The organism is Terrabacter lapilli (assembly GCF_039531305.1).
Taxonomy (GTDB): Bacteria; Actinomycetota; Actinomycetes; order Actinomycetales; family Dermatophilaceae; genus Terrabacter; species Terrabacter lapilli.
Window position 1 is genome coordinate 225079 of the sequence record NZ_BAAAPU010000009.1, and the last position, 24824, is coordinate 249902.

Genomic DNA, 24824 nt, shown 5'->3' on the forward strand with positions numbered 1-24824 from the left:
GCCCGCGGCACGGCATACGGCAGGGGCCCGGCGCACCCGCGGCTCCGCGGAAAGCCGGTCGAGGGCATCCCGACGGCCATGGAAGGATTGGCGCATGACTGATGCACCTGACACCACGACCTCGCGGATCCCCGAGCGGCCCACGCTCGACGGCCTCGAGGAGAAGTGGATGCAGGTATGGGCCGACGAGGGCACCTACGCCTTCGATCGCGAGCGGGCCCTGTCACTCCCCCGCGACCAGGTCTTCGCCATCGACACCCCGCCGCCGACCGCCAGCGGCAGCCTGCACGTGGGTCACGTCTTCAGCTACACCCACACCGACTGCATGGCCCGCTACAAGCGCATGCGCGGCCTCGAGGTCTTCTACCCGATCGGCTGGGACGACAACGGCCTGCCCACCGAGCGCCGGGTGCAGAACTACTACGGCGTGCGCGGAGACGCGAGCCTGCCCTACGAGGAGGGCTTCACGCCCCCGTTCCAGGAGGGCGTCGACGCCAGGGGCAAGGCCATCAAGCCCGCCGACCAGCGCCCGATCAGCCGCAAGAACTTCATCGAGCTGTGCGACGTGCTCACCGTCAAGGACGAGGTGACCTTCGAGTCGCTCTTCCGCCGGCTGGGCTTCAGCCTCGACTGGAACATCTCCTACCGCACCATCGACGAGCGCTCGCGCGCGGTGGCGCAGCAGGCGTTCCTGCACAACCTCGAGCGCGGCGAGGCCTACCAGAGCGAGGCCCCGGGCCTGTGGGACGTCACGTTCCAGACGGCCGTGGCGCAAGCCGAGCTCGAGGCCCGCGACTACCCCGGCGCGTACCACCGCGTGGCCTTCCACCGCGACGGCGGCGACCCCGTCTACATCGAGACGACGCGCCCCGAGCTCATCCCGTCGGTCGTCGCCCTCATCGCCCACCCCGACGACGAGCGCTACCAGCCGCTCTTCGGCACGACGGTCACCTCCCCGCTCTTCGGCGTCGAGGTGCCGGTGCTGGCCCACCGCGCCGCCGAGATGGACAAGGGCGCCGGCATCGCCATGTGCTGCACCTTCGGCGACCTCACCGACGTCATCTGGTGGCGCGAGCTGCAGCTGCCGATCCGCTCGCTCATCACCCGCAACGGGCGCCTGCAGGCCGAGACCCCCGAGTGGCTCGCAGGTGGTCCGGGCGAGGCGCTCTACGCCGAGTCGCTCGCGACGAAGACGACGTTCAGCGCGCGCGAGGCGGTCGTGGCCGCCCTGCGCGAGTCGGGCGACCTCGACGGCGAGCCGCAGAAGACCCAGCGCAAGGCCAACTTCTACGAGAAGGGCGACAAGCCGCTCGAGATCGTGACGTCACGCCAGTGGTACATCCGCAACGGCGGACGTGACGCCGACCTGCGGGCCGCGCTGGTGGCGCGTGGCGGCGAGGTCGACTTCCACCCGGCGTTCATGCGCTCGCGCTACACCAACTGGGTCGACGGCCTCAACGGCGACTGGCTCATCTCCCGCCAGCGGTTCTTCGGGGTGCCGTTCCCGGTGTGGTACCCCGTCGACGCGGACGGTGAGGCCGACTACGCCCACCCGATCACTCCCCCGACCTCGGCCCTGCCGGTCGACCCGCAGGCCGACGTGCCCGAGGGCTACACCGAGGACCAGCGAGGGGTGCCCGGCGGCTTCGTCGCCGACCCCGACGTCATGGACACCTGGGCCACCTCGTCCCTGTCGCCGCAGATCGCCGCCGGCTGGCCCGTCGGAGCGGGCGAGGGCCTGCGCAACGACCCCGAGCTGTTCGAGGCGGTCTTCCCGATGGACCTGCGCCCGCAGGCCCACGACATCATCCGCACGTGGCTCTTCGCCACGGTCGTGCGCGCCCACTACGAGCACGGCACGGTGCCGTGGACCAACGCCGCCATCAGCGGCTGGATCCTCGACCCCGACCGCAAGAAGATGAGCAAGTCCAAGGGCAACGCCGAGACGCCCGAGGACGTCGTCAAGGCCAACGGCGCCGACGCCGTGCGCTACTGGGCCGCCTCCGGGCGCCTGGGCACCGATGCCGCCTACGACACCGGCCAGATGAAGGTGGGGCGCCGGCTCGCGATCAAGGTGCTCAACGCCAGCAAGTTCGCGCTCGGCTTCGGCGACGTCGAGGGCGAGCTGCGGGCAGCCGTCACGAACCCGCTCGACCTCGCCATGCTCGCTGCGCTCGGTGACGTCGTCAACAAGGCGACCGCCGGCTTCGAGGCGTGGGACTACACCCGGTCCCTCGAGGCCACCGAGAGCTTCTTCTGGACCTTCTGCGACGACTACCTCGAGCTCGTCAAGGACCGTGCCTACGGCGGACAGGGCGCCGAGGGTGCCGCGAGCGCCCGCGCCGCCCTGCGCCTCGCGCTCGAGACGCTGCTGCGCCTGCTCGCCCCGTTCCTGCCGTACGCGACCGAGGAGGTGTGGTCGTGGTTCGGCGAGGGCTCGGTGCACCGCCAGACGTGGCCGACCCGCGACGAGCTGCCCTCCGGCGGCGAGCCCGCGCTGCTCACCTCCGTCGGCGCCGCCCTCGCCGGGGTGCGCAAGGTCAAGTCCGAGGCCAAGGTCGGCATGCGCGCCGAGGTGCGCACGATGACCCTCGTCGCGCCCGCCGCCTCGGTCGAGCACGTCCGGGCCGCCGAGGCCGACCTGCGAGCCACGGGGCGCATCAGCGAGCTGGCGTATGCCGAGGGCGAGGCCGTCGAGGTCCGTGACGCCGAGCTCGTCCCCGTCGAGAAGGCGCCCGCCCAGGCCTGAGCACACCGGACGCCGGCCGACGCCCGGTCGTTGCCGTCCCCCACGTCGCGGGACGGCAACGATCGACCGTCAATCCCGCCTGCGGCGACGTCCCGGGCATAGGGTCCTCGCATGTCGAGACGGGGGCTGGGCGTGACCATCGCGGGCGGAGTCCTCGTCATGGCCGCACTGGTCGTGGGAGCGACGGCGCAGCCCGTGCCCCTGATGTCCCGGTCCGTCGACACGGAGACCCGCCTCCCCATCCCGACCTTCACGTCGCTGCCGACGAGGACGGGCACATCCGTGCCCACCTCGACCGGCCAGTCGGCGCCCTTCCATCCCTCCCCGCTACTGGTCGTCCTGGTCCAGGTCGTCCTCGTCGTCACGGTGCTGATCCTGCTCGCCGTCCTGGCCCAGCTCGCCCGCTCGCTCCTGCGGCGCCGCCCGCACCTCGAGCTGCGCGAGGAGCCCGACTTCACCATCCCGCTCGTGCCCTCCGAGCTGCTCGAGGCCGCTCGCGACCGGCTCCGCGACCTCGAGACCGGGGAGCCGCGCAACGCCATCGTCGCCGCCTGGCTGGGCCTCGAGAGCTCGGCGGCCGCCACGGGGCTGGCGCGCCTGCCGGCCGAGACGTCCACCGAGTACACGCACCGCGTCATCCGGGTGTGGCCCGTCGACTCCGAGCGGCTCGACGACCTCGCCGCGCTCTACCGGGAGGCGCGCTTCTCGGTGCACGACCTCGGCGAGAGCCACCGCCGGCGCGCCGTGGAGGACCTCGGCGTCCTGATCGCCGACCTCGAGCACGTGGCGGCCCGGCAGGCGGCAGAGCGTTCGGCCGCGGCCGATGGACACGTCGCCGGTCGTGGTGCCGTGGCCGGCCGTGGGGGCGGACGGAACCGGGAGGAGGGGGCATGACCGGCCAGCCGGACGGCATACGCCCTCGGCCGCTGGCCCCGGGGTCCGTCCCCCAGGAGCCCACGCGCGTGGACGCGATGGGTGCGGCCCTGCGGCCGTGGCGCCGACGCCTCGTCGGACTCCTGCTCACGTGGGCCGGGCTGTCGCTGCTGACCGCCGTCCTGGGCCTGGAGCCCGACGTGCCCGTGCTGCTGGCCATCCTGCTGGCCGTGGCCGCGTTGGTCTGGCACCTCCTCGACCACACCGGGCCGCAGCACCTGACCGTGTGGCCGCTCGTGGACGGCGACTTCGACGGTCCCCGTCGGGGCAGCGACTTCCGCGTCACCAATCTCGCCGGCCGGCTCGAGGCCGCCGACACCCGCCGGGAAGGACGCGAGAGCCTCGTGCACGACCTCCACGTGCAGCTGCAGGTCCTCATCCGCGAGCGGCTCTTCGCCAAGCACGGCATCGTCGCGGAGGAGGAGCCCAGGTGGGCCCAGTCGGCCACCCCGCCCGAGCTGTGGGAGCTGCTCGTCGGCCTGCCTCCGCCCGACCTCTACCGCCCGCAGGTCCTCGACCCCATCCTCCGACGAATCGAGAAGTGGTAAGCATGACCGACCTGAGCCTGCACCAGGTGAGCGAGCTGAGCAGCGCCGTCCTCGACGAGGTCGACCGCGCCGTCGTGGGCAAGCGCGAGTCGCTCCGGCTCGTGCTCTCGGGCATCCTCGCCGGCGGGCACGTGCTGCTGGAGGACTTCCCCGGACTGGGCAAGACCCTCGCCGCCCGCAGCTTCGCCCAGACCCTCGGCCTCGAGTTCAAGCGGGCGCAGTTCACCCCCGACCTGCTGCCCGGCGACATCACGGGGTCGTTCATCTACGACCAGCGGGTCGGCGAGTTCGAGTTCCGGGCGGGCCCGCTCTTCACCGGGCTGCTCCTCGCCGACGAGATCAACCGCACGCCGCCCAAGACGCAGGCGGCGCTGCTCGAGGCGATGCAGGAGAAGCAGGTGACGGTCGAGGGGCGCACGTTCCCGCTGCCGCGTCCTTTCCACGTCCTCGCGACCGCCAACCCGGTCGAGTACGAAGGCACCTACCCACTGCCCGAGGCGCAGCTCGACCGTTTCCTCATGCGCATCTCCTTCGGCTACCCCTCGCTCGACGAGGAGTGGGAGATCCTCTCCAGCCGGATGGCGCGACAGCGAGAGGAGCAGCAGCTCGAGCGCATCGTCGATGCCGAGCAGCTCCTGGCGATGCAGGCGGCGGTCGAGGCCACCGTCGTCGACGAGTCGGTCGGGCGCTACTGCGTCGCGCTGACCGCCGCCAGCCGCACGCACGGCGACGTGCTCATGGGGGCCTCGCCCCGTGGCGCGCTCGGACTGCTGCTCTGCGCGAGGGCGTATGCCGTCGTCGACGGCCGCGACTACGTGACCCCCGAGGACGTCAAGGCCGTCGCCGTCCCCGTCCTGGCGCACCGGGTCACGGTCAAGCCGGAGCTGTGGATGAGCAACGCCTCCGGTCGCAGCGTCGTGGAGAGCCTGCTGCGCATCGTGCCGACGCCATCCGCCCGTGAGCACCTCGGCGTCCACCCCGTCGGGGCTGCAGCGACGGGACCCGGGCTGGGCTCGACGGCGGGTGAGGCAGGTCCGGCGGGCCAGGGCGGCCCAGCCGGCGCCTCGGGTCCGGCGCGTCCGGCGGCGGGCTGAGCCCCCATGCCCAACTGGAGCCCGCGACGGTCCGTCACCCGTGGTCTCGGGGAGTGGGAGCCGACGGCTGCCCACCAGCGGGCCGTCGTCCTGGCCGCCGCCGGCGCGATCGCCGCGGTCCTCGGCAGGCGACCCGACCTGCTCGTGATCGTGACCCCGCTCGTCGTCGCCGCGGCCTGGGGCCAGCTGGCACGTCCGCGCACGGACGTGACCGGGACAGCACGTCTCGGCGAGACGACCCTGCGCGAGGGAGGTGTGACAGGCCTGGAGGTCAGCATCGAGCCGCCGCTCGACGACGTCCACGGCATCGTGACCGTCGCGCAGGCCCCCTGGGTCGAGCGCAAGCCGGCGAGCGGGATCGTCCCGCTCGACGACGGCACCGCCTCCCTGGGACTGCGCACGACCCGGTGGGGGCGCCGGCGCGTCGGCACGGTGAGCATCGCGCTCGCCAGCACCTGGGGCGCCTTCCGCGCAGGACCCGTCGACCTGCCCGACCTCCTCACGGCCACGCTCCCGGTACCGGCCGCGTTCGACGCCCAGGCGCCCACCCCGCACCCGCGCGGCATCGTCGGGCTCAACCGCTCGAGCCGGCCCGGGTCCGGCACGGAGTTCAGCTCCATCCGGCCCTTCCATCCGGGCGACCGGCTGCGGCGCATCCACTGGCCCATCTCCATGCGCACCGGCGCGCTCCACGTCACCTCCACCTACGCAGACGAGGACGCCCACGTCTTCCTGCTCGTCGACTGCTTCAGTGACGTAGGCCCGCGCGAGGGGATCGACGGGCGACCCACGAGCCTCGACGTCACCGTTCGCGCCGCCGGCGCCATGAGCGAGCACTTCCTGCGCACCAGCGACCGGCTCACGTTGCGGACCGTCGGCGCGGCGAAGGTGCCCGTCCTCGGCACGGGCTCGGGCACCAACCACCTGCGCAGGGTCCTCGACACGCTCGCGGCCATCTCACCAGCCACCGACCGTCGCGACACGGGCGAGCAGGCCGTTCGCGGCATCGACCCGATGGCGCTGTGCCTCGTGCTCTCGCCGCTCATCGAGCCTGCGACGGTGGGCCTGGCCCACCGACTGGCCTCGCGAGGCATGACCGTCGTCGTGGTGGACACCTTTCCCGAGCACCTCGTCACCGACCCGACGAACGTCTACGAGTCGCTGGCCTGGCGCATCCGGCTGCTCTCGCGCGACGCCGAGGTGCACAGCCTGCGCCTGCGTGGCGTGCCCGTCGTGCCGTGGCGAGGCCCCGGTTCGCTCGACCTCGTGCTGCGCGACATCGCCCGCCGCGCCTCGGCGCCCCGGATGACAAGGCGATGACATGGACGGTCCCCGACGTCAGCAGGATGCCTCGACCCACCCCGGGGGCCCCGTGCGACGCACGCTGCACTTCGGCGCAGGTCCGGAGTGGTCGTTCAGCCAGCTCGGTGCCGCCGCAGCCGCGATGGGTGGGGTGCTGCTCTTCCTCGCGAGCCTCTACCTCGCGGCGGGCGGCTTCGCCGGTCCGTGGTGGGCACTGGTGCTGCTGCCCCTCGTCACGATGTCGTGGGCCGGCTCGGCCGCACCGCTGGTCTACTGGGCGCTGCTGCTCTACGGGTGGTTCACGCTCACCCCTGCCGGCAGCTTCTCCTGGTGGTCGCTCCCGGCGGCAGCCGGGTGCATCGTCGCGCACGCCGCGACGTCCGCGGCGGCGACCTCGCCGCCGGCTGGCTCGTTCACGGCCCGTGCCGTGTCCCGGTGGGGGCGCCACACCGCGGTCGCGTTCGCCGCGGCCGTGCCGGTGGCGGCCCTGACGGGGCTGCTGGCGACACGTTCGCTGGGACCGGCGCCCGCGGCATACGTGCTCGGTCTCGGTGGGGTCGCGGCAGGCCTGTGGCTCGTGCGCACGAGCCCGCCCGCCGAGCGGCAGTGACCGGCGGCAGTCAGCCGGTCGAGACGTCCCAGACGGCGGCCCACGGCTGGTCCCATCCACCGACGGCCAGGCGCCGGGCGACGAAGGGCTGCCGCGGCAGGTCCACCACCTGCCCGGCCGAGGGCTCGTAGACGTCGAGCTGGTGGTCCGCGGTCGGTGGCAGCACCAGCACGACGTGCCGGGGCAGCCAGGCGCTTCCGACGTAGAGCAAGGCAGGGCGGCCCCTTCGCACTCGGGCGCGGAGGGCGGCATACGCGTGCTCGAGGGAGGGACCGCGCAGCCGGCGCAGCCAGGCAACCCGGTAGTCGGCTCCCGGCTCGGAGGCCCCCTGCTCGAGCTCGGCCCGGGCACCCCACGGCGGCGTGCCGAGGGCCCGCGGCCACGGCAGCTGGAGACGGTGGCCGGGGCCGCGCAGCGTGTTGGTGCGCGACATCACCACCTGCTCGTAGGCGGCGAACCGCTGGGCCGGTGTGTGGCGGTCGGGCGCGGGCGCGCCGTCGTCGCGGGCGTCCTTCGGTATGCCGTCCCGGACCCACCGCGCGAAAGCGGGGTCGATGAGCATGCGGGCGACGGTCAGGGAGGCCGACCCGCAGGTCGTGCCCGACTGCTGCACCGGAGCCTGCTCCCCGGCAGAGAGCCGGAAGGGTTCGGTCATCCGTTCAGACACGCGTCACGGGTCGAGGCCCCGGCTGGGTGCCGGGCTCGGTCAGGCCGACTCCTTGCGGGGACGCCGGGCCCGGGGCTCGGCCTCGCGGCGCACGATGGTCGGGTTGACGTTGTCGAGGACGACCTCGCGGGTCACGACGACCCGGGCGATCTCGTCGTCGCTGGGCACGTCGAACATCACGGGGAGCAGGACCTCCTCCATGATGGCGCGCAGCCCGCGGGCGCCGGTGCCGCGCAGGAGCGCCTGGTCGGCGACGGCCGCGATGGCGTCCTCGGTGAACTCGAGATCGACGCCGTCGATCTCGAACATCTTCTGGTACTGCTTGACGAGCGCGTTGCGCGGCACCGTGAGGATGTTGACCAGGGCCTGCTGGTCGAGCGGCGTGAGCGTCGTCAGGACGGGCAGGCGGCCGATGAACTCGGGGATGAGGCCGAACTTCAGCAGGTCCTCGGGCATGACGTCCTGGAAGCTGTCGCCGAGGTCCTTCGGGTTGTGCAGCGGCTGGCCGAAGCCGAGACCCTTGCGGCCCGAGCGCGACTCGATGATCTTCTCGAGGCCGGCGAAGGCGCCGCCGACGATGAAGAGCACGTTGGTCGTGTCGATCTGGATGAACTCCTGGTGCGGGTGCTTGCGCCCACCCTGCGGGGGCACCGAGGCGGTGGTGCCCTCGAGGATCTTCAGCAGCGCCTGCTGCACGCCCTCGCCGGAGACGTCACGCGTGATCGACGGGTTCTCGCTCTTGCGGGCGATCTTGTCGACCTCGTCGATGTAGATGATGCCGGTCTCGGCCTTCTTGACGTCGTAGTCGGCGGCCTGGATCAGCTTGAGCAGGATGTTCTCGACGTCCTCGCCGACGTAGCCGGCCTCGGTCAGCGCCGTGGCGTCCGCGATGGCGAACGGGACGTTGAGCATCTTGGCGAGCGTCTGGGCGAGGTAGGTCTTGCCGGATCCGGTGGGGCCGATGAGCAGGATGTTGGACTTGGCGATGTCGACGTGGTCGTCGTCGCGCTTGACGCCCTCACCGGCCTGGATGCGCTTGTAGTGGTTGTAGACGGCGACGGCGAGCGACTTCTTCGCGACGTCCTGCCCGATGACGTAGTTCTCGAGGAAGGCGAAGATCTCGCGCGGCTTCGGCAGGTGGTCGAGGCCCAGCTCGCTGCTCTCGGCGAGCTCCTCCTCGATGATCTCGTTGCAGAGGTCGATGCACTCGTCGCAGATGTAGACGCCCGGGCCGGCGATGAGCTTCTTGACCTGCTTCTGGCTCTTCCCGCAGAAAGAGCACTTGAGGAGGTCTCCGCCTTCTCCGATGCGTGCCACCGATTCGCTCCTGGTTCGTCGGCGCCGAACGCTGGGTGCACCCGGCCGGCCCCGGGTGGGGCCGACTCCTATTAGACGACGGAGGAAGGGGCCCCCGCTCGCGCAACGCCGTTTGTCCGCTGATGGCTGACAAACGACCGGCGTGTCACTTGGACCGCGTTCCAGCCGACTCGGCCGGCCGCCGTGCCCTCCCGCAGCCGCCTCCCGCGCCCGCTCGGAGTCCGTCGAGGCCCAGCAACGCGCCACGTGGCGGGTTGTCGCGGCGAGAACCCGGGATCGGACACGACAGTCCGCGCGTGGCGCCGCGCCGAGGTCCGTCACGCCGGCACCGCCACGTCCTCGGGCAGGCGCGGGAAGTGCCGCCGCCACTCGTCCGACAAGCGCGGAACGCGCATCCCCCGGGCGCGCATGGCGGCCACGATCCGGCCCAGGGTGCGAGCCGGCGTCCGGTACACGTCCTTGGACCGCACGACGACGAGCACGCAGCCGGCCCGGACGAGTGAGTCGCCGAGGACGACGAGGTCGACGAGTCCGAGCTCGTCACTGAGGTCCACGAAGGTCGAGGCCGGCGTCGTCACGGGGATGCCGCGCACCGACGTGCCGCGCTGTCCGGGCTTCGGGCGGTGGGACTTCATTCCACTGCCTCTGGGGCGGCGGGGACAGGTCACGTGGACGAGGCCGTCGTCGGGCACGACACCGCCCCAGACCCGGGCCGCCGTCTGTTGCGAGACGACAGAGTCCGGCCCCGCGACCAGCAGACCGGCCTCGTCCATGACCAGCGGTGTCACCGGCGTTGTCGCCCCGACGTAGACGCCGCGGAGCAGGCGGCGGTAGCGACCCGAGCGCAGGTCCCAGGCGGTGATGCACAGGGGTGGGTCGACCGTGCGCCGACCCGTGGCGGGATCGGTCACGGTCCCGACGCGGAACGGTCGGCGGCTCGGAACGGGCACGGTACAGATCGTGGCTCAGTCGCTGGCGTGGCGTCGTCGCTCTTCCACAGGCCTGGGCGACCCGCCCGTTGCGGCAACCAGCCGGATGGTCAGTTGTCGTGCCGGGGTCGACCATCGCGACCGGGGAGACGTCAGCTGGAGGTGAGGTCGCGGACCAGGGCGACGTACTGCTCCTGCGCCGCCTCCCGCGAGGTGCCCTCGAACGTGGCCCAGGCGTCGTACTTCTGGCGCCCGACGGGGTTGGTGAAGCCCGGCCGCGACCCGCTCACGTCGCCCTCGGTCGCCTGCTTGTACAGGCCGTAGAGGCGCAGCTTCGCCTCGTTGCCCGGGTCGGTCGTCAGCTGCTTGACCGTCTGCGCCGCCTGCTCGAACTCCGCACTGGCCATGACTGCACCTCCACGCTCGATGTCGGGTTCGGAACCCATCCAAGCAGGTACGCCGAGGGCCGGGTCCCAGCGGAACCCGGCCCAGCGGCATACGTGCTCGAGAGCGAGCGGGACGTCAGACCTCCAGCGACGCCTTGCGCGAGGCGAGGACCTGGTCGATCAGGCCGTAGTCCTTGGCGTCCTCGGCGGACAGGATCTTGTCGCGCTCGATGTCGTTGCGGACCTGCTCCGACGTGCGGCCCGTGTGGTTCGCGAGCGTGTCCTCGAGCCAGGTGCGCATGCGCAGCACCTCGTTGGCCTGGATCTCGATGTCGGAGGCCTGGCCGTAGTCGCCGCCCGAGAGCGCCGGCTGGTGGATGAGGATGCGCGCGTTGGGCAGGGCGAAGCGCTTGCCCGGGGCGCCGGCGCCGAGGAGCACCGCCGCGGCCGAGGCCGCCTGCCCGATGACGAACGTCTGGATGTCGGGCCGGACGAACTGCATCGTGTCGTAGATCGCCGTCATGGCGGTGAAGGAGCCACCCGGGCTGTTGATGTACATGAGGATGTCACGGTCGGGGTCGAGCGACTCCAGCACGAGCAGCTGCGCGATGATGTCGTCGGCCGACGCGTCGTCGACCTGCACGCCGAGGAAGATGATGCGGTCCTCGAAGAGCTTGTTGTAGGGGTCGGACCGCTTCATGCCGTAGGAGGTGCGCTCCTCGAACTGCGGCAGGATGTAGCGGCTCGACGGCGCGGGGACCGCAAGGCGGTTGGTGGGTTCGATGTTCATGTCTGTGCTCTCCAAGTCCTGTTCAGGCCGCGGTCAGTTGTCGCCCTTGGCGTCGGCCTGGCCGACACCCGTGCCCTCGACCGCCTGGTCGGACCGGCTGAAGACGTGGTCGACGAAGCCGTACTCCTTGGCCTCCTCCGCGCTGAACCAGCGGTCGCGGTCGGAGTCCTTCTCGATCTGATCGACGGTCTGGCCGGTGTGCTCGGCGATGAGCTGGGCCATCTGCCTCTTGACGTAGAGCATCTGCTCGGCCTGGATCTTGATGTCGGTGGCGGTGCCGCCGATGCCGCCCGAGGGCTGGTGCATCATGACGCGGGCGTGGGGCGTGGCGTAGCGCTTGCCCTTCGTCCCGGCCGACAGCAGGAACTGGCCCATCGAGGCGGCCATGCCCATCGCGACGGTGGCGACGTCGTTGGGGATCCAGTTCATCGTGTCGAAGATGGCCATGCCGGCCGAGATGGACCCACCGGGGCTGTTGATGTAGAGCCAGATGTCCTTCTCGGGGTCCTCGGCCGAGAGCAGCAGCAGCTGCGCGGCGATGGCGTTCGCGTTGTCATCGCGGACGTCGGACCCGAGGAAGATGATCCGCTCCTTGAGCAGGCGGTTGTAGATGTGGTCGTCCAGACCACCCGGCATGCCGTTGCCGTTGGCGGAGGTCTCCGAAATCACCGTGTCTCCATCGTCGAAGTGGTCCAGCCTTCTGCCACTCGAGGTGGCGCCGGCTGGCTCGTCACTGACCCTAACGCCCGACCCCTCGGGCTGATTTCCCGAACCGCGCCGTGTTCGCCGTGAGCGCACAAACCTGAGCCGGTCCGACGCAACACCACGCATCCGCACGCGGGCCGACCGCCGAGAACCCCGCCCGCGTATGCCGCCGGGCGGGGTCCGTGGTCGGGTGCGGTCACTCGTTCAGGCCGTTGTCCTGCCCGGCGTCGGCCAAATCGGACTCGGCACCGTTCGACTGCTGCGTGGCGTCGTCGAAGGAGCCGTTGCCGCCAGTCTCGGAACCGGCCTGGTCGAGGGAACGGTCGCGCGGCTCGGCGACGGGGTTGCTGCCGTCGAGGTTGCCGCGACCCGCGTCGTCACCCGACGCGTCCTCGGCAGCGCTCTGGGGGTCGACACTGCCCGAGCCGTCGGGGTGAGTGCTGTTGATGTCGGTGTCAGCCATGCCGGTGCCCGACTCTTCGGTGTTGCTCATCCGTGGCTCCTCGCTCGTCGTGCGTGACGTCGTCGTACCGACGACGTCAGGTCCCTACCCGGGTGGCACGGCCGACAACCCGGGACAGCGGCCGGGCCCACGGATGCACGAAGGCCGGCTCCCGAGCGGGAGCCGGCCTCACGGCATTCGTGCTGATGACGCTCAGGCGTCGGCCTTCTCCGCCGAGGCCTCGTCGGTGCTCTCGTCGGTGCTCCCGTCGGTGCTCGCGTCGGCACCCTGGGGCGCCTCGTCCTCGTCGCCCTCGGTGCCCGGGACGGCCTCGTTCAGGTCGACCACGTTGCCGGCGGTGTCCTTGACGACGACCTTCTCGAGGACCGTGGCGAGCGCCTTGCGGCGGGCGACCTCGGCGACCATGGCGGGGATCTGGCCCTCGCGGTCGAGGGACTGCGCGAACTGGTTGGGGTCCATGCCGTACTGCTGCGAGCTCATGACGAGGAACTCGATGAGCTCCTGCTGCTCGACCTGGACCTCTTCCTTCTCGGCGATGGCGTCGAGGAGGAGCTGGGTCTTGAGGCCCTTGCGGGTGCTCTCGTCGACCTCGGCGCGGTGCTCGTCGTCCTCGAGGCGACCCTCGCCCTCGAGGTGGCTGTGCACCTCGGCCTCGACGATGCTCTCGGGGATCGGCACCTCGACCTTCTCCAGGATGGCCTCGAGGAGCTTGTCGCGGGCGGCGACGCCCTGGGCGAACTTGGCGTCGACCTCGGCCTTGGCGGTGAGGTCGGCCTTGAGCTCGTCGAGCGTGTCGAACTCGGAGGCCAGCTGGGCGAACTCGTCGTCGAGCTCAGGCAGCTCGCGCTCCTTGACCGCGGTGACGGTGACGGTGCAGTTGGCGTCCTGGCCCTGCTGGTCGCCGCCGGCCAGGGGCGCGGTGAACTGCTTGGTCTCGTCGGCCGTCATGCCGATGAGCGCCTCGTCGAGGCCATCGAGCATGTTCTTGCTGCCGACCTCGTAGGAGACGCCGGTGACCTCGTCGATCTGCTCGCCGTCGATCTCGGCGGACAGGTCGATGGAGACGAAGTCGCCGTCCTGGACGGCGCGGTCGACGCCCTTGAGCGTGCCGAAGCGGGCGCGCAGCTCGTCGAGGCGGCTGGTGACGTCCTCGTCGGAGACGGTGGCCTCGTCGACGGTCAGCTCGATGTCGCCGAAGTCGGGAAGCTCGATCTCGGGGCGCTTGTCGACCTCTGCGGTGAAGACGAAGTCCTGGCCGTCGGAGGCCGGGACCTGCAGGTCGGTGATCTCGGGCTGGCCGAGGGGGCGGACCTCGTTCTCCTCGAGCGCCTGGCCGTAGAACGTCGGGAGGGCGTTGTTGACGGCCTCCTCGAGGACGGCCGCGCGACCGACGCGCTGCTCGATGATGCGGGCGGGCACCTTGCCCTTGCGGAAGCCAGGCACCTGGATGTGCTCACCGATGTGCTTGATGGCCGCATCGAGGCTCGGCTTGAGCTCCTCGAACGGGACCTCGACGGTCATCTTGACCCGGGTCGGGCTGAGGGTCTCGAGCGCACTCTTCACTGCGGGTTACTCCATTGGGTGGTGCCGACGTGGTCGTCGACGGTGGACGGACGGGCCAGCGCACCATGCTATCGGGCCCGCGCCTGATGGCTAAATGCGCGGATCGGGGGTGGGCTCCCGGCGCCTATGCTCAGGCCCCATGAGCAGCCTGCCCGGCCCCTTCGCCTCGCCCGAGCACGCGACCCTCCGGCCGATCCAGCTCGTCTCGATCGCGGTCGGAATGGGGGCGCTCATGCTGAGCGCGGTGCGCATCCTCGTGGACCCGTCGGTGGCCATGCCGTCGCCGTGGGCGGTCGGTCTCGTGCTGGCTGCGCTCGTCGGCTCGGCGGCCCTCATCCGGTGGGTGGGGTATGCCGTCCCGTCCCTGCCACACGGCCTGCCGCGCGAGAACGCGGAGGCCACGAGTCTGCGCTACTTCACGTCGACGACGACGTTGCGCACAGCCCTCGCGGAGGCGCCGGTGCTCGTGGCGTTCGCCTGCTCGTTCGTGTTCGAGCCTCACTCGTGGCTGCCGCTGCTCATCGCGCTGCCCGGCGGCCTGGCGCTGTTCTGGGTCCACGGCTGGCCGTCTCCGCGCACGGCCGCCGCCGTCGAGGCGGGGCTCGAGGCGGACGGCGCAGAGAGCTGGCTGAGCGAGTCGCTCGGCTTCCGCTGACCCGGCGGCCCCCCGGGCACCCGACCTCTGCCGTATGCCGGGTGGCCGCCTCCCGGTCAGTCCACCGTGCCGCCGGCGCGCCAGTACTGCCCCTCGCCGCGGTCGAGGAAGCCCTCCTCGACGAGGTAGCGGCGCAGCGCCGCGACGTCGGGGTGGAAGGCCCGCAGGCGGTTGTTGACCTGGGTCTCGTCGTACCTCTCCCCCGGCTCGAACTCCTGGGCGAGCAGGTCGAGGACGACGAGCCGCTTGCGGATCTTCGTCGGGATGCTCGTCAGGGTGCCGTCGGCGGCGAGGAAGGAGCGCAGGACGGCGTCGCGGTCACGGAGTGCGTCCTGCAGGTCGGGGCGGAACATGCACCCCACCGTAGGAACGCGGAAGCCGCGGGTCCAGCCGTTTCCGTCCCGACAGGCCACGCCGTCACTCCCGGCCCAGACGCCACAAATCACCCGTTATCACACCATGTCGGGTAGCCTCCGCCCATGTCCCCTGCAACACCACCCACCTCCACTCCCAGCCGGCGAGTGCTCCTGCCGATCGGCCTCGTGCTCGGTCTGCTCGTCGCACTGGTGCTGCCCGCCGGCCAGGCATCCGCCCTGGGCAAGGTCAAGTGCGACGTGTCCGGGCAGCCGGCGGTGGCGGTCGGCTACTACGACCCCATCGTCAACCACAACGCCGCCGGCCCCTCGATGCACGAGCACCAGTTCTTCGGCAACATCGCCTGGCACTCCTTGGCCAACCCCAACGCCGCGAACTACAGCGACCTCGCCGGGAAGGCCAACAACTGTCGCAAGGTCCTCGACCTGTCCTACAGCGCCGACTCGGCCGGCTACTGGACCCCCACCCTGCGCTACGTCTCGGGCCCCAAGGCCGGCCAGCTCATCCCGGCGCAGCAGTTCACGGCCTACTACCGCAGCGCAGCCGGCACGACCTTCGGGGCGGCGCAGCCCATCCCCGCCGACACCCGCCTCATAGGCACTCGCTACAACTGGTCGTGCGGGATGAAGTCCGGCGCCCGCTCCGCACCCGTGCAGAGCATTCCCGACTGCACCGGCCTCTCGGGCAAGCCCGGCCTGACGCTGACCGCCCACATCGACTTCCCCTCCTGCTGGGACGGGGTGAGGCCGAGCCACACGGCAACCGAGAACGGCGACACCCGGGACAACGCGCACTACGCCTACGCGGTCGCGAAGAAGTGCCCGGCAACGCACCCGATCGGTGTGGCCGAGCTGCGGGAGACGATCCAGTTCCCCTACGTCGGCAACGGCACGGACGTGGCCCTGTCCTCGGACAAGATGATGGGCACCAGCGACGGCCGCTCCCTGCACGCCGACTTCTGGCAGACGTGGAGGGACAAGGAGTTCGGCGACTTCCTCAAGACGTGCGTCGTCTCCCAGACGGCCGCGTACAGCACCTCCAAGTGCGACCCGTGACCTGACCTCGACACGCACAGAGCCCCGTCCACCTCCGGGTGGGCGGGGCTCTCGTGTGCACGTCGCGTGGCGACTGCTGTGGCGCTGAACCACCGGGTGCTCGGCAAGTCGGAGCGGGCGACGAGAATCGAACTCGCGTGATCAGTTTGGAAGACTGAGGCTCTACCATTGAGCTACGCCCGCACGGCGCCGGTCGTGCCGGCGGCCCGCGGCGCTACCCTACTGGTTCGCGCCCGCTCCGCTGAAATCGGCCCGCTGGTGAGCGCCGACGGCGTCGTCGCTCCGCACGGACGAGAACCTGGCGACTCGTCCGCTACGATTCCGAGGCCACGGGGTGTGGCGCAGCTTGGTAGCGCATTGCGTTTGGGACGCAAGGGCCGCAGGTTCAAATCCTGTCACCCCGACCGTGTGATGTCGCAAGACATCGGGATGGGCCGGACTCGCCGAAGGCGGGTCCGGCCCAGGTGTGTGCAGCAGGGGTGTGGTCAGTCGGCAGCCGCCGGGTCGACCCGGGGCAGCAGGTCGAGGCGCAGCTCGTTGATCGTGCGTCCCGCAGCGATCCCCTTGGCCTCGAACCCGTTCCGCGGCCGCCACTGCGGCCGCTCGACCCGGTGCGCCTCGAAGCGCCGGTGGGCGGCGACCTCCTCGAGCACGTGGTCGGCGTAGAAGTCCTGGTCGGTGGCGACGAGGACGTGGCCACCGGGCTTGAGCACGCGCGCCAGCAGGTCGAGGTTCGAGGGGCTCACGAAACGGCGCTTGGTGTGCTTCTTCTTGCGCCACGGGTCGGGGAAGAAGAGGTGCACCGCGTCGAAGGTGGCATCGTCGACCCGCTCCTCGAGGAAGAGCACGGCATCGCCGATCTCGACGCGCAGGTTGGGCACACCCGCCTCGTCGGCGTTCGCCAGCATGCGGGCGACCCCGGGGGTGTGCACGTCCATGGCCACGACGTCGCGCTCGGGGAAGGCGGCGGCATACGCGATCGCGGCGTGGCCGTGCCCGCAGCCGATCTCGAGGACGACGGGGGCCGAGCGCCCGAACGTGGCGGCCGCGTCGAAGCGCCCCTCGGGCAGGGCACGCGACGGCGCAAGGCGCTCGACGCGGTCCTTGGTGAGCGAGGAGAGGCGGCCGCGGCGCACGAAGGAGCGCACCCGGGCGGGCGTCACGCCCGGCGGCAGGTCGGGCACGACGTGCTGCCTGCGATCAGCGGTACGGGTCGGGACGGCCGCAGAGTCGGCGGGGTTCGGCTGGTCACTCACCCCGGCATCGTAGTGAGCGCTGCGAGCCGGCCCCACCTCGGCGGCAGACGGCTCAGGTGCGCCAGATGGTCACGACGGCACGGTCGTCGCCCAGGCCCGCGGCCGCCTGGTCGCACAGGCGCTGGGCGAGCCCCTCGAAGCCGGTGCGCACGAACGACTCGGCGCGTCCGAGCATGCGGTCGATGCCGTCGCCGAGCGTCTTGTCGGGCGACTCGATGACGCCGTCGCTGTAGAGCACGAGGGCGTCGCCGCGGCGCAGGGTGCCCAGCTCGCGGGGGTAGACGGCGTGGTCGATCACACCGAGCAGCGGCCCCCGGCCACCCGAGAGCATCCGCCAGCGACCCGAACCCGCGGCGAACTGGGCCGCCGCCGGATGGCCGGCGTAGCCGATGGTGAAGTTCCCACTCTCGAGGTCGAGCGCGACGTGCACCGCCGTCGCGAAACCCTCGTGCCAGCGCAGGCGCAGCAGGTGGTTGTTGGCCGACTGCAGGAAGCTGTCCTCGCTCATCTCCCCGAGCAGGCCGCCGAGCGCGCCCGAGAGCAGCAGGGAGCGGGTGCCGGCGTCGCGGCCCTTCCCCGACACGTCGACCAGTGCTATCTCGAGCGTGCGGCCGTCGGTGGACCGGCTGGCGACGACGAAGTCACCCGCGAAGCCGTCGCCGTACGCGGACTCGAGGGCCACCTCGGCCTGCCACGACGGCGGCAGCGGCGGCAGCTCGCCCTGGGCGCGGAGCCGGTCGCGCATGTCGACGAGCATCGACTCGCCGCTGACTCCGACCACCCCGACCTGCGCCCGAGCGTGGGAGAGCCAGATCATCAGCAGCATCATCAGCACCGTGACTACCTGCGCCCCCGTGGTGGCGACCTTGCCCTCACCCAGGGCTGCGCCGGTGACGGCAAGGGCGAGGAAGAGCCCCACGTAGACGACGAGGAGGAAGCGTGGCTCGAGGAAGAGCCCCGCCGTGACCACGATGAGGCCGTACACACCCCACGGGACGGCGTTCGGCCAGGCGACGATGGCCGCGGTGGCCAGCGCGACGAGCACCAGGAAGCCGCCGACCATGGCCCAGGGTGCGCGGATGAGCCACGGCCCCAGTCGTCTGAGCCGGCGGATCGGCCCGGGAGCGTAGCGTGAACGGCGAGAGACGATGCTCTCGTTCAGGGCCACAGGCCTCCCTTGCGGCGGTAGGAACAGGGGGAGAGGGGCGGACGGCTCAGTGCACGTCGTCGGCACCCGGGATGTCCGGAAGCTCCCCTGTGCTCTCGTACGCGGTGACCATACCCAGACGGCGGGCGTGTCGCGGCTCCTCGGTGAAAGGGGTGGCCACGAACGTGTCGACGATCTGCTTGGCGACCTCGTCCGTCGTGAACCGCGCTCCGATCGAGACGACCTGCGCGTTGTTGTGCTCACGCGCCAGGCTCGCGAGCTCCGCGCTGTAGGCGAGTGCCGCCCGGATGCCGGTCACCTTGTTGGCGGCGATCTGCTCCCCGTTGCCGGAGCCGCCCAGGACGACACCGAGGGAGCCCTCGTCGGCAGCGACGGCCTCGGCCGCGCGCAGCACGTAGACGGGGTAGTCGTCCTGCGCGTCGTAGCCGTGCGGGCCGTGGTCGACGACCTCGTGCCCGGCCTCGCGCAGGTGGGTGAGGAGACTCTGGTGGAGGTCGTAGGCCGCGTGGTCGCCGCCGATGTGGATGCGCATGTCCGTCCTTGCTCGGGTAGTGGGGTGGGTCAGTCGAAGATGGGGCCCTCGGTGCGGCTGCGCTTGAGCTCGAAGAAGCCGGGCGTCCCGGCCACGAGCACACAACCGTCCCAGAGTCGCGCTGCATCCTCCCCCTTCGGCGCCGGCGTCACCACCGGACCGAAGAACGCGACACCGTTGACCGCGATGATCGGGGTGCCGACGTCGGTGCCCACGAGGCTGATCCCACGCTTGTGGCTCCGGTGCAGGGCCGGGTCGAACTTCTTGTGGTGGGCCTCCTTGGCGAGCGCCCCGGGCAGGCCGACCTCCTCGAGCGACTCACGGATGACCTGGTCGAAGTCGTTGATCCGGCGCAGGTGGATGCGGGTGCCCATGGCGTCGTAGAGCGGCTTGACCACGGCGGGACCGTGCGCCTCGGCGGCGGCGATGATCACGCGTACGGGCCCCCAGGCCTCGTCCATCCGGGCCCGGTAGGCGGCGTCGAGGTCGTGGCGGTGCTCGTTGAGCACCGCGAGGCTCATGACCGACCACGTCACCTCGATGTCGCGCAGCTTCTCGACCTCCATGAGCCAGCGCGAGGTCATCCACGCCCAGGGGCACATCGGGTCGAACCACATCTCGACGGCGTCGCGGCTGGTCTTCGGGGTGTCGTTCGCATCGGCCATGCCGCCCATCATGGCACTGTCGCCGGACGGCCGAAGACGGGGCAAATCCGGTGGTGGACCGTCCGGCCTTCCGTGCGAGGATGGCCCGCGACGACGCCGTCCGACCGATGCTGCGTCGCGCCCACAGCACCCTTCCCAGGAGGTCTCTACGTGCCCGGCAAGAACCTGACCCGCGACGAGGCGGCGGCCCGCGCCAGCATCCTGCGCGTCGACTCCTACGACGTCCGCCTCGACCTGACGACGGGTCCGGAGAACTTCCACACGGTCACCACGGTGCGGTTCACCTGCTCCGAGGAGGGCGCCGACACCTTCATCGACCTCATCGCGGACTCCGTCGAGCGGGTCACGCTCAACGGCACCGACCTCGACCCGGCCGAGGTGTTCGCGGACTCCCGCATCACCCTGCCCGGCCTCGCGGCCGAGAACGAGCTGACCGTCGACGCCACCGGCCGCTACACCAACACGGGCGAGGGCCTGCACCGCTTCGTCGACCCGGTCGACAACGAGGTCTACCTCTACACGCAGTTCGAGGTCCCGGACTCCCGGCGGATGTATGCCGTGTTCGAGCAGCCCGACCTCAAGGCCTCCTTCCGCTTCACCGTGACGGCGCCCGCGCACTGGAAGGTCATCAGCAACTCCCCCACGCCGACCCCGGAGGCGGCGGGCGTGGCGGACGGCATCGAGCGCGCCACGTGGACGTTCGAGCCCACCAAGCGCATCTCGTCCTACATCACGGCCCTGATCGCCGGTCCCTACGACGAGGTCCGCGACGAGGTGCAGACCCGCGGCGGCGTCGTGCCGCTCGGCGTCTTCTGCCGCAAGTCGCTGACGCAGTACCTCGACGCCGACAACATCTTCGACTGCACGAAGAAGGGCTTCGCGTTCTTCGAGGCGGAGTTCGACCAGCCCTACCCGTTCGAGAAATACGACCAGATCTTCACGCCCGAGTACAACATGGGCGCGATGGAGAACGCCGGCGCGGTGACCTTCGTCGAGGTCTACGTCTTCCGCTCCAAGGTCTCCGAGGCCAAGATCGAGCGTCGCGCCCTGACGATCCTCCACGAGCTGGCCCACATGTGGTTCGGCAACCTCGTGACGATGAAGTGGTGGGACGACCTGTGGCTCAACGAGTCGTTCGCCGAGTGGGCCTCGACGACCTGCCAGGCCGAGGCCACCGAGTGGACGAGCGCGTGGACCACGTTCGGGACCGCGGAGAAGGCGTGGGCCTACACCCAGGACCAGCTCTCCTCGACGCACCCGATCGCCGCCGACATGCGCCACCTCGAGGACGTCGAGGTCAACTTCGACGGCATCACGTACGCCAAGGGCGCGTCCGTGCTCAAGCAGCTCGTCGCGTACGTCGGTCGTGAGCCCTTCGTGGCCGCGCTGCGCGAGTACTTCAAGAAGCACGCGTGGGGCAACACGACCCTGGCCGACCTGCTCGGCGAGCTCGAGAAGGCCTCGGGCCGCGAGCTGACCGAGTGGAGCAAGCTCTGGCTCGAGACGGCCGGCGTCAACACGCTGCGCCCCGTCTTCGAGGTCGACGGCGAGGGCCGCTACAGCGCCTTCGCGATCACCCAGACGGCGACGGCGGAGCACCCGACGCTGCGTCCCCACCGCATCGGCATCGGGCGGTATGCCGTCCGCGCCGGCGAGGGCGGCGACGTGCTCGAGCGCATCGGCTACGACGAGGTCGACATCGCCGGTGAGCGCACCGAGATCGGCGAGCTCGTCGGTCAGGAGCAGCCCGACCTGCTCCTGCTCAACGACGACGACCTCGCGTACGGCAAGATCCGCCTCGACGAGCGCTCGCTGGCGACCGCGCTGGCGCTGCCCCGGGGCTTCCAGGAGTCCCTGCCGCGCTCGCTCGTGCTCGGCGCGACGTGGGACATGACGCGCGACGGCGAGATGCCGGCCCGCGACTTCGTCCGCTTCGTCCTCGAGTCCCTGCCCGGTGAGACGGACTCCACCCTCCTGCGGGTCCTGCTGGGCCAGGCCTCGACGGCCGCACGTCTCTACACCGCGCCCGAGCACCGCGCCGAGGTCTCGTCCCTGCTCGCCTCGTCGCTGCGCTCGCTCGCCGAGTCGGCCGAGGCCGGCAGCGACGCGCAGTTCCAGCTCGTCGAGGCCTGGGCGGGCACGACGGCCGACCCGGCCGACGAGGCGCGCCTGCGCGCACTCCTCGCCGGTGACGAGTCCCTTCCCGGGCTGACCGTCGACACCGAGCTGCGCTGGACCTTCACCAAGGCGCTCGCCGCGCTCGGGGCGGCCGACGAGCTCGAGATCGAGGGCGAGCTCGACCGCGACCCGACCGCCACGGGCAAGGAGCGGGCCGCCGAGGCCCTCGCGGCGCGCCCCACGGCCGCGGCGAAGGCCGACGCGTGGGCCAAGGCCGTCGAGCGCAACGACCTGTCCAACCAGATGGTCGAGGCGGTCAGCGCGGGCTTCCGCCGGAGCACCGACCTGTCGCTGCTCGAGCCGTACGTCGAGAAGTACCACGCTATGCTCGTCGTCGCGTGGGCCGAGCGCAGCGTCGCCATCGGCGAACGCGTCGTGGGCGGCTTCTACCCCTTCGCGCTCGCCAGCCAGGAGCTCAAGGACGCCTCGGACGCCTGGCTCGCCGAGCACGCCGACGCGGCCCCCGGGCTCGTTCGCACGGTGGCCGAGAACCGCGACACGATCGCCCGTGCGCTCGTCGCCCAGGAGCGCGACCGCCGCGGCTGACCCGGTGGGGGCGGCGCACCGGCGCCGCCCCCACCAGCCCGCACCAACGCCCCCGAGCACCGTGGGGGCCCGTTCGCCGCCTGACCGAAGAACCGACCACACCCCGATAGCTGTGAGCCACATCCTGACGAACCTGACTGCCCTCCTGTCCCCGGCCTCGACGAGCCCCACACCGCCTCCGAGCCCGTCCCCCACACCGGATCTGCCCGTGAACGTCTCCATGTCCGAGCTGCGCCAGCTCACGTGGAGCGGGGTCGGTGACTGGCTCGTGGGCACCCCGCTGCTCGTGCTGATCACGATCGTCATCGGCTTCGTCGCACTCTGGGCGCTGCACCGGCTCATCAACCGCGTCGTCGCGACCGCCGCCTCGAAGCGGGCCGAGCGTCTCGCGGGCCTCCTCTCCAACGGCCGGCGCGCCCCCACCTCGGTGGGCGCGGCCACCGCCCGTCACGTCCAGCGCACCCAGACCATGGGCGCACTGCTGAAGAGCATCACGACCTTCATCGTCTTCGGCGTCACCGCCCTGACCGTGATGTCGCTGGTCGGCATCCCGCTGACCCCCATCCTCACCTCTGCCGGCGTCGGCGGCGTCGCCCTGGCCTTCGGCGCCCAGAGCCTGGTCAAGGACTTCCTCTCCGGGGTCTTCATGATCGTCGAGGACCAGTACGGCGTCGGGGACGTCATCGACACCGGCGAGGTCGTCGGCACCGTCGAGAACGTCTCGCTGCGGGTGACCCAGCTGCGCGACGGCACCGGCATGACGTGGTACGTCCGCAACGGCGAGATCGTCCGGATCGGCAACAAGACGCAGGGCTGGTCCACGGCACTCGTGGACATCCCCATCGCCTACGACCAGGACGTCGAGAAGGCGATCTCGGTGATCCGGGAGGTCGTCAGCGCGATGGACGACGACGAGGCGTACAAGGACGTCCTGCTCGAGGAGCCGACCGTCGCCGGGATCGAGTCGATCGCCAACGGCGCCATCACGATCCGGATCACCGCCAAGACCGTGGCCAACGAGCAGTTCGGCGTCCAGCGCGAGATGCGCGAGCGGGTCAAGGTCGGTCTCGACCGGGCCGGCGTGCGCAGCCCGCTGCCCGTGATGCCGCCGTACGGCGGGGCACCGGTGTGACGAGCGCCTCTGCGCGCTCTGGGAGACTGAGCCGGTGACCTACTACGACGACTTCGGCGGCCGCGAGACCTTCACGAAGCTGGTCGCCGAGTTCTACCGCGGCGTCGCCGAGGACGAACCGCTGCGTGCGCTGTACCCGGAGGAGGACCTCGGGCCGGCCCAGGAGCGTCTGCGCATGTTCCTCGAGCAGTACTGGGGCGGGCCGACCACCTACTCGGAGCAGCGCGGACATCCCCGCCTGCGGATGCGTCACATGCCCTTCCAGGTCACCCCGGACATGCGCGACCGCTGGATCCTGCACATGATGAACGCCGTCGACACCCTCGGGCTCTCCCCCGAGGACGACGACCGGCTGCGCGACTACCTCACGCGGGCGGCATACTCCCTCGTCAACGCGCCCGGCCCGGACGGCACCTTCTGAGCGAACAGGCCGCCAGCGGACGTTTCTCACAGCAACTCACAGGTGGTTCACGGCCGGTGGCCCGGCGCCGTGGTGTTGCCTGATGGTGTCGTCCGAGTCGGTGACGGCGGCACAGCCGCCCGACGACGGGCGTCCCGACGACTCGACAGGGAGGACCCGCATGCTCTCGGCCAACAAGAAGGTGGTCGCCGTGGCTGCCGCCGGCGCGGCGGCTGCCGTCATCGGACTCGGCGTGTCCCAGGTCGCCCGCGCGGACGACGCCGGCAGCACGACCCAGACACCGACGTCCACGTCGACCACCACACCCGGAGGACCCGGGCAGGGCTGGGGGCCCGGCGGGCGCCACGGCGGCCGCGGCCTGGCGGGCATGCACGACGACCTCTCGGCCCTGGCCACGAAGCTCGGCGTCGACCAGGCGAAGCTCGCGGACGCGCTCAAGGCGGTGCGCGACGACCTGCGGTCCGGCCACGCCGCCAAGGGCACGGGCGCCAGGCCGGACCGGGCGGCCCTGCAGGACGAGGTGGCGACCAGACTCGCGGCCAAGCTGGGCATCGACGTTGCCAAGGTGAAGGCCGCGCTCGCCGCGGTCCAGGCCGAGCGCGAGGCCGACCGGCAGAAAGCGCTGGACGACCGGCTCGCCCAGGCCGTCAAGGACGGCACGCTCACCCAGGCCGAGGCCGACGCGGTGAAGAAGGCCGCCAAGGCGGGCGTCATCGGGATGCGAGGCGATCACTGACGCGGGCGCCGCAGCCCACCGGCTGACGCCGCGGGAGCAGACCGTCCGG

The 24824-nt window shown here is 71.3% G+C and carries 25 protein-coding genes and 2 tRNA genes; 13 read left to right on the forward strand and 14 right to left on the reverse strand.

All coding sequences use genetic code 11. The features are described 5' to 3' along the window. The first annotated feature begins 94 nt into the window (after nt 1–94). The 6 genes from valS to ABD241_RS15965 all read left to right on the forward strand — a co-directional run bounded on the left by valS (nt 95) and on the right by ABD241_RS15965 (nt 7236). Complete coding sequence (valS, locus tag ABD241_RS15940) at nt 95–2749, forward strand: valine--tRNA ligase (protein ID WP_344064757.1); 2655 nt, start codon at nt 95–97, stop codon at nt 2747–2749. 111 nt (nt 2750–2860) lie between these two features. Continuing rightward, on the forward strand, nt 2861–3643 hold the full coding sequence (locus ABD241_RS15945) for a DUF4129 domain-containing protein (protein WP_344064760.1): 783 nt from the start codon (nt 2861–2863) through the stop codon (nt 3641–3643). After that, on the forward strand, nt 3640–4230 hold the full coding sequence (locus tag ABD241_RS15950; RefSeq protein ID WP_344064763.1) for a hypothetical protein: 591 nt from the start codon (nt 3640–3642) through the stop codon (nt 4228–4230). Before ABD241_RS15945 ends, ABD241_RS15950 begins: the two co-directional genes overlap by 4 nt. A 2-nt stretch (nt 4231–4232) precedes the next feature. Then, on the forward strand, nt 4233–5324 hold the full coding sequence (locus ABD241_RS15955; protein WP_344064766.1) for an AAA family ATPase: 1092 nt from the start codon (nt 4233–4235) through the stop codon (nt 5322–5324). A gap of 6 nt (nt 5325–5330) precedes the next feature. Next, on the forward strand, nt 5331–6644 hold the full coding sequence (locus ABD241_RS15960; RefSeq protein ID WP_344064769.1) for a DUF58 domain-containing protein: 1314 nt from the start codon (nt 5331–5333) through the stop codon (nt 6642–6644). Between the two features lies 1 nt (nt 6645). Then, complete coding sequence (locus ABD241_RS15965) at nt 6646–7236, forward strand: hypothetical protein (RefSeq protein ID WP_344064772.1); 591 nt, start codon at nt 6646–6648, stop codon at nt 7234–7236. A gap of 10 nt (nt 7237–7246) precedes the next feature. Here ABD241_RS15965 and ABD241_RS15970 read toward each other — a convergent pair whose 3' ends face one another. The 8 genes from ABD241_RS15970 to tig form a co-directional block, all read right to left on the reverse strand. Then, entirely contained in the window at nt 7247–7891 is a 645-nt protein-coding gene (locus tag ABD241_RS15970) for a hypothetical protein (protein ID WP_344064775.1), read from the reverse strand. Nucleotides 7892–7942: 51 nt separating this feature from the next. Then, entirely contained in the window at nt 7943–9220 is a 1278-nt protein-coding gene (clpX, locus tag ABD241_RS15975) for an ATP-dependent Clp protease ATP-binding subunit ClpX (RefSeq protein ID WP_344064779.1), read from the reverse strand. A gap of 317 nt (nt 9221–9537) precedes the next feature. Beyond that, on the reverse strand, nt 9538–10170 hold the full coding sequence (locus ABD241_RS15980) for a hypothetical protein (protein WP_344064782.1): 633 nt from the start codon (nt 10168–10170) through the stop codon (nt 9538–9540). A gap of 131 nt (nt 10171–10301) precedes the next feature. Next, on the reverse strand, nt 10302–10556 hold the full coding sequence (locus ABD241_RS15985; protein WP_344064785.1) for an acyl-CoA-binding protein: 255 nt from the start codon (nt 10554–10556) through the stop codon (nt 10302–10304). A 115-nt stretch (nt 10557–10671) separates the two neighbouring features. Next, nucleotides 10672–11325, reverse strand: coding sequence for an ATP-dependent Clp protease proteolytic subunit (locus tag ABD241_RS15990; protein WP_142221916.1), 654 nt, complete (start codon nt 11323–11325; stop codon nt 10672–10674). Between the two features lie 33 nt (nt 11326–11358). Then, entirely contained in the window at nt 11359–11961 is a 603-nt protein-coding gene (locus tag ABD241_RS15995) for an ATP-dependent Clp protease proteolytic subunit (protein WP_344065332.1), read from the reverse strand. 265 nt (nt 11962–12226) lie between these two features. Then, a complete protein-coding gene (locus tag ABD241_RS16000; RefSeq protein WP_344064790.1) occupies nt 12227–12523 on the reverse strand; it encodes a hypothetical protein in 297 nt (98 codons plus the stop codon). A 162-nt stretch (nt 12524–12685) separates the two neighbouring features. Further along, nucleotides 12686–14056 (reverse strand): trigger factor, encoded by a 1371-nt coding sequence (gene tig, locus ABD241_RS16005; RefSeq protein WP_344064794.1) that lies wholly within the window; start codon nt 14054–14056, stop codon nt 12686–12688. Between the two features lie 139 nt (nt 14057–14195). On the opposite strand from tig, the gene ABD241_RS16010 reads away from it, so the two are divergent. Further along, the gene (locus ABD241_RS16010) at nt 14196–14711 is read left to right on the forward strand and encodes a hypothetical protein (RefSeq protein ID WP_344064797.1); all 516 of its coding nucleotides are present in this window, start codon (nt 14196–14198) and stop codon (nt 14709–14711) included. A 56-nt stretch (nt 14712–14767) separates the two neighbouring features. Here ABD241_RS16010 and ABD241_RS16015 read toward each other — a convergent pair whose 3' ends face one another. Beyond that, entirely contained in the window at nt 14768–15064 is a 297-nt protein-coding gene (locus ABD241_RS16015) for a DUF2087 domain-containing protein (protein WP_344064800.1), read from the reverse strand. A gap of 126 nt (nt 15065–15190) precedes the next feature. Here ABD241_RS16015 and ABD241_RS16020 point away from each other — a divergent pair, with 126 nt between their 5' ends. Next, a complete protein-coding gene (locus tag ABD241_RS16020) occupies nt 15191–16141 on the forward strand; it encodes a DUF1996 domain-containing protein (RefSeq protein WP_344064803.1) in 951 nt (316 codons plus the stop codon). A gap of 112 nt (nt 16142–16253) precedes the next feature. Here the strand turns inward: ABD241_RS16020 and ABD241_RS16025 are convergent. Further along, nucleotides 16254–16324 (reverse strand) — tRNA-Gly (locus ABD241_RS16025). Between the two features lie 147 nt (nt 16325–16471). Here ABD241_RS16025 and ABD241_RS16030 point away from each other — a divergent pair. After that, nucleotides 16472–16545 (forward strand) — tRNA-Pro (locus ABD241_RS16030). 81 nt (nt 16546–16626) lie between these two features. Here ABD241_RS16030 and trmB read toward each other — a convergent pair. Genes trmB through ABD241_RS16050 form a run of 4 tightly spaced genes read right to left on the reverse strand, consistent with a single transcriptional unit; the run spans nt 16627 to nt 19762 of the window. Continuing rightward, complete coding sequence (trmB, locus tag ABD241_RS16035) at nt 16627–17397, reverse strand: tRNA (guanosine(46)-N7)-methyltransferase TrmB (protein WP_344064806.1); 771 nt, start codon at nt 17395–17397, stop codon at nt 16627–16629. Between the two features lie 52 nt (nt 17398–17449). Continuing rightward, nucleotides 17450–18565, reverse strand: coding sequence for a PP2C family protein-serine/threonine phosphatase (locus ABD241_RS16040; RefSeq protein WP_344064809.1), 1116 nt, complete (start codon nt 18563–18565; stop codon nt 17450–17452). Nucleotides 18566–18611: 46 nt separating this feature from the next. Then, nucleotides 18612–19097, reverse strand: coding sequence for a ribose-5-phosphate isomerase (locus tag ABD241_RS16045; RefSeq protein ID WP_344064813.1), 486 nt, complete (start codon nt 19095–19097; stop codon nt 18612–18614). A gap of 29 nt (nt 19098–19126) precedes the next feature. Then, nucleotides 19127–19762: a mycothiol-dependent nitroreductase Rv2466c family protein gene (locus tag ABD241_RS16050; RefSeq protein WP_344064816.1), complete on the reverse strand. Its 636-nt coding sequence runs from the start codon at nt 19760–19762 to the stop codon at nt 19127–19129. A gap of 150 nt (nt 19763–19912) precedes the next feature. On the opposite strand from ABD241_RS16050, the gene pepN reads away from it, so the two are divergent. From pepN to ABD241_RS16070, 4 genes are all read left to right on the forward strand, one after another. Next, nucleotides 19913–22486: an aminopeptidase N gene (gene pepN / locus ABD241_RS16055; protein ID WP_344064819.1), complete on the forward strand. Its 2574-nt coding sequence runs from the start codon at nt 19913–19915 to the stop codon at nt 22484–22486. A 208-nt stretch (nt 22487–22694) separates the two neighbouring features. Next, complete coding sequence (locus ABD241_RS16060) at nt 22695–23618, forward strand: mechanosensitive ion channel family protein (RefSeq protein ID WP_344064822.1); 924 nt, start codon at nt 22695–22697, stop codon at nt 23616–23618. Between the two features lie 34 nt (nt 23619–23652). Then, the gene (locus ABD241_RS16065) at nt 23653–24039 is read left to right on the forward strand and encodes a globin (protein WP_344064825.1); all 387 of its coding nucleotides are present in this window, start codon (nt 23653–23655) and stop codon (nt 24037–24039) included. An 82-nt stretch (nt 24040–24121) separates the two neighbouring features. Continuing rightward, nucleotides 24122–24775 (forward strand): hypothetical protein, encoded by a 654-nt coding sequence (locus tag ABD241_RS16070; RefSeq protein WP_344064828.1) that lies wholly within the window; start codon nt 24122–24124, stop codon nt 24773–24775. Nucleotides 24776–24824: the final 49 nt, after the last annotated feature.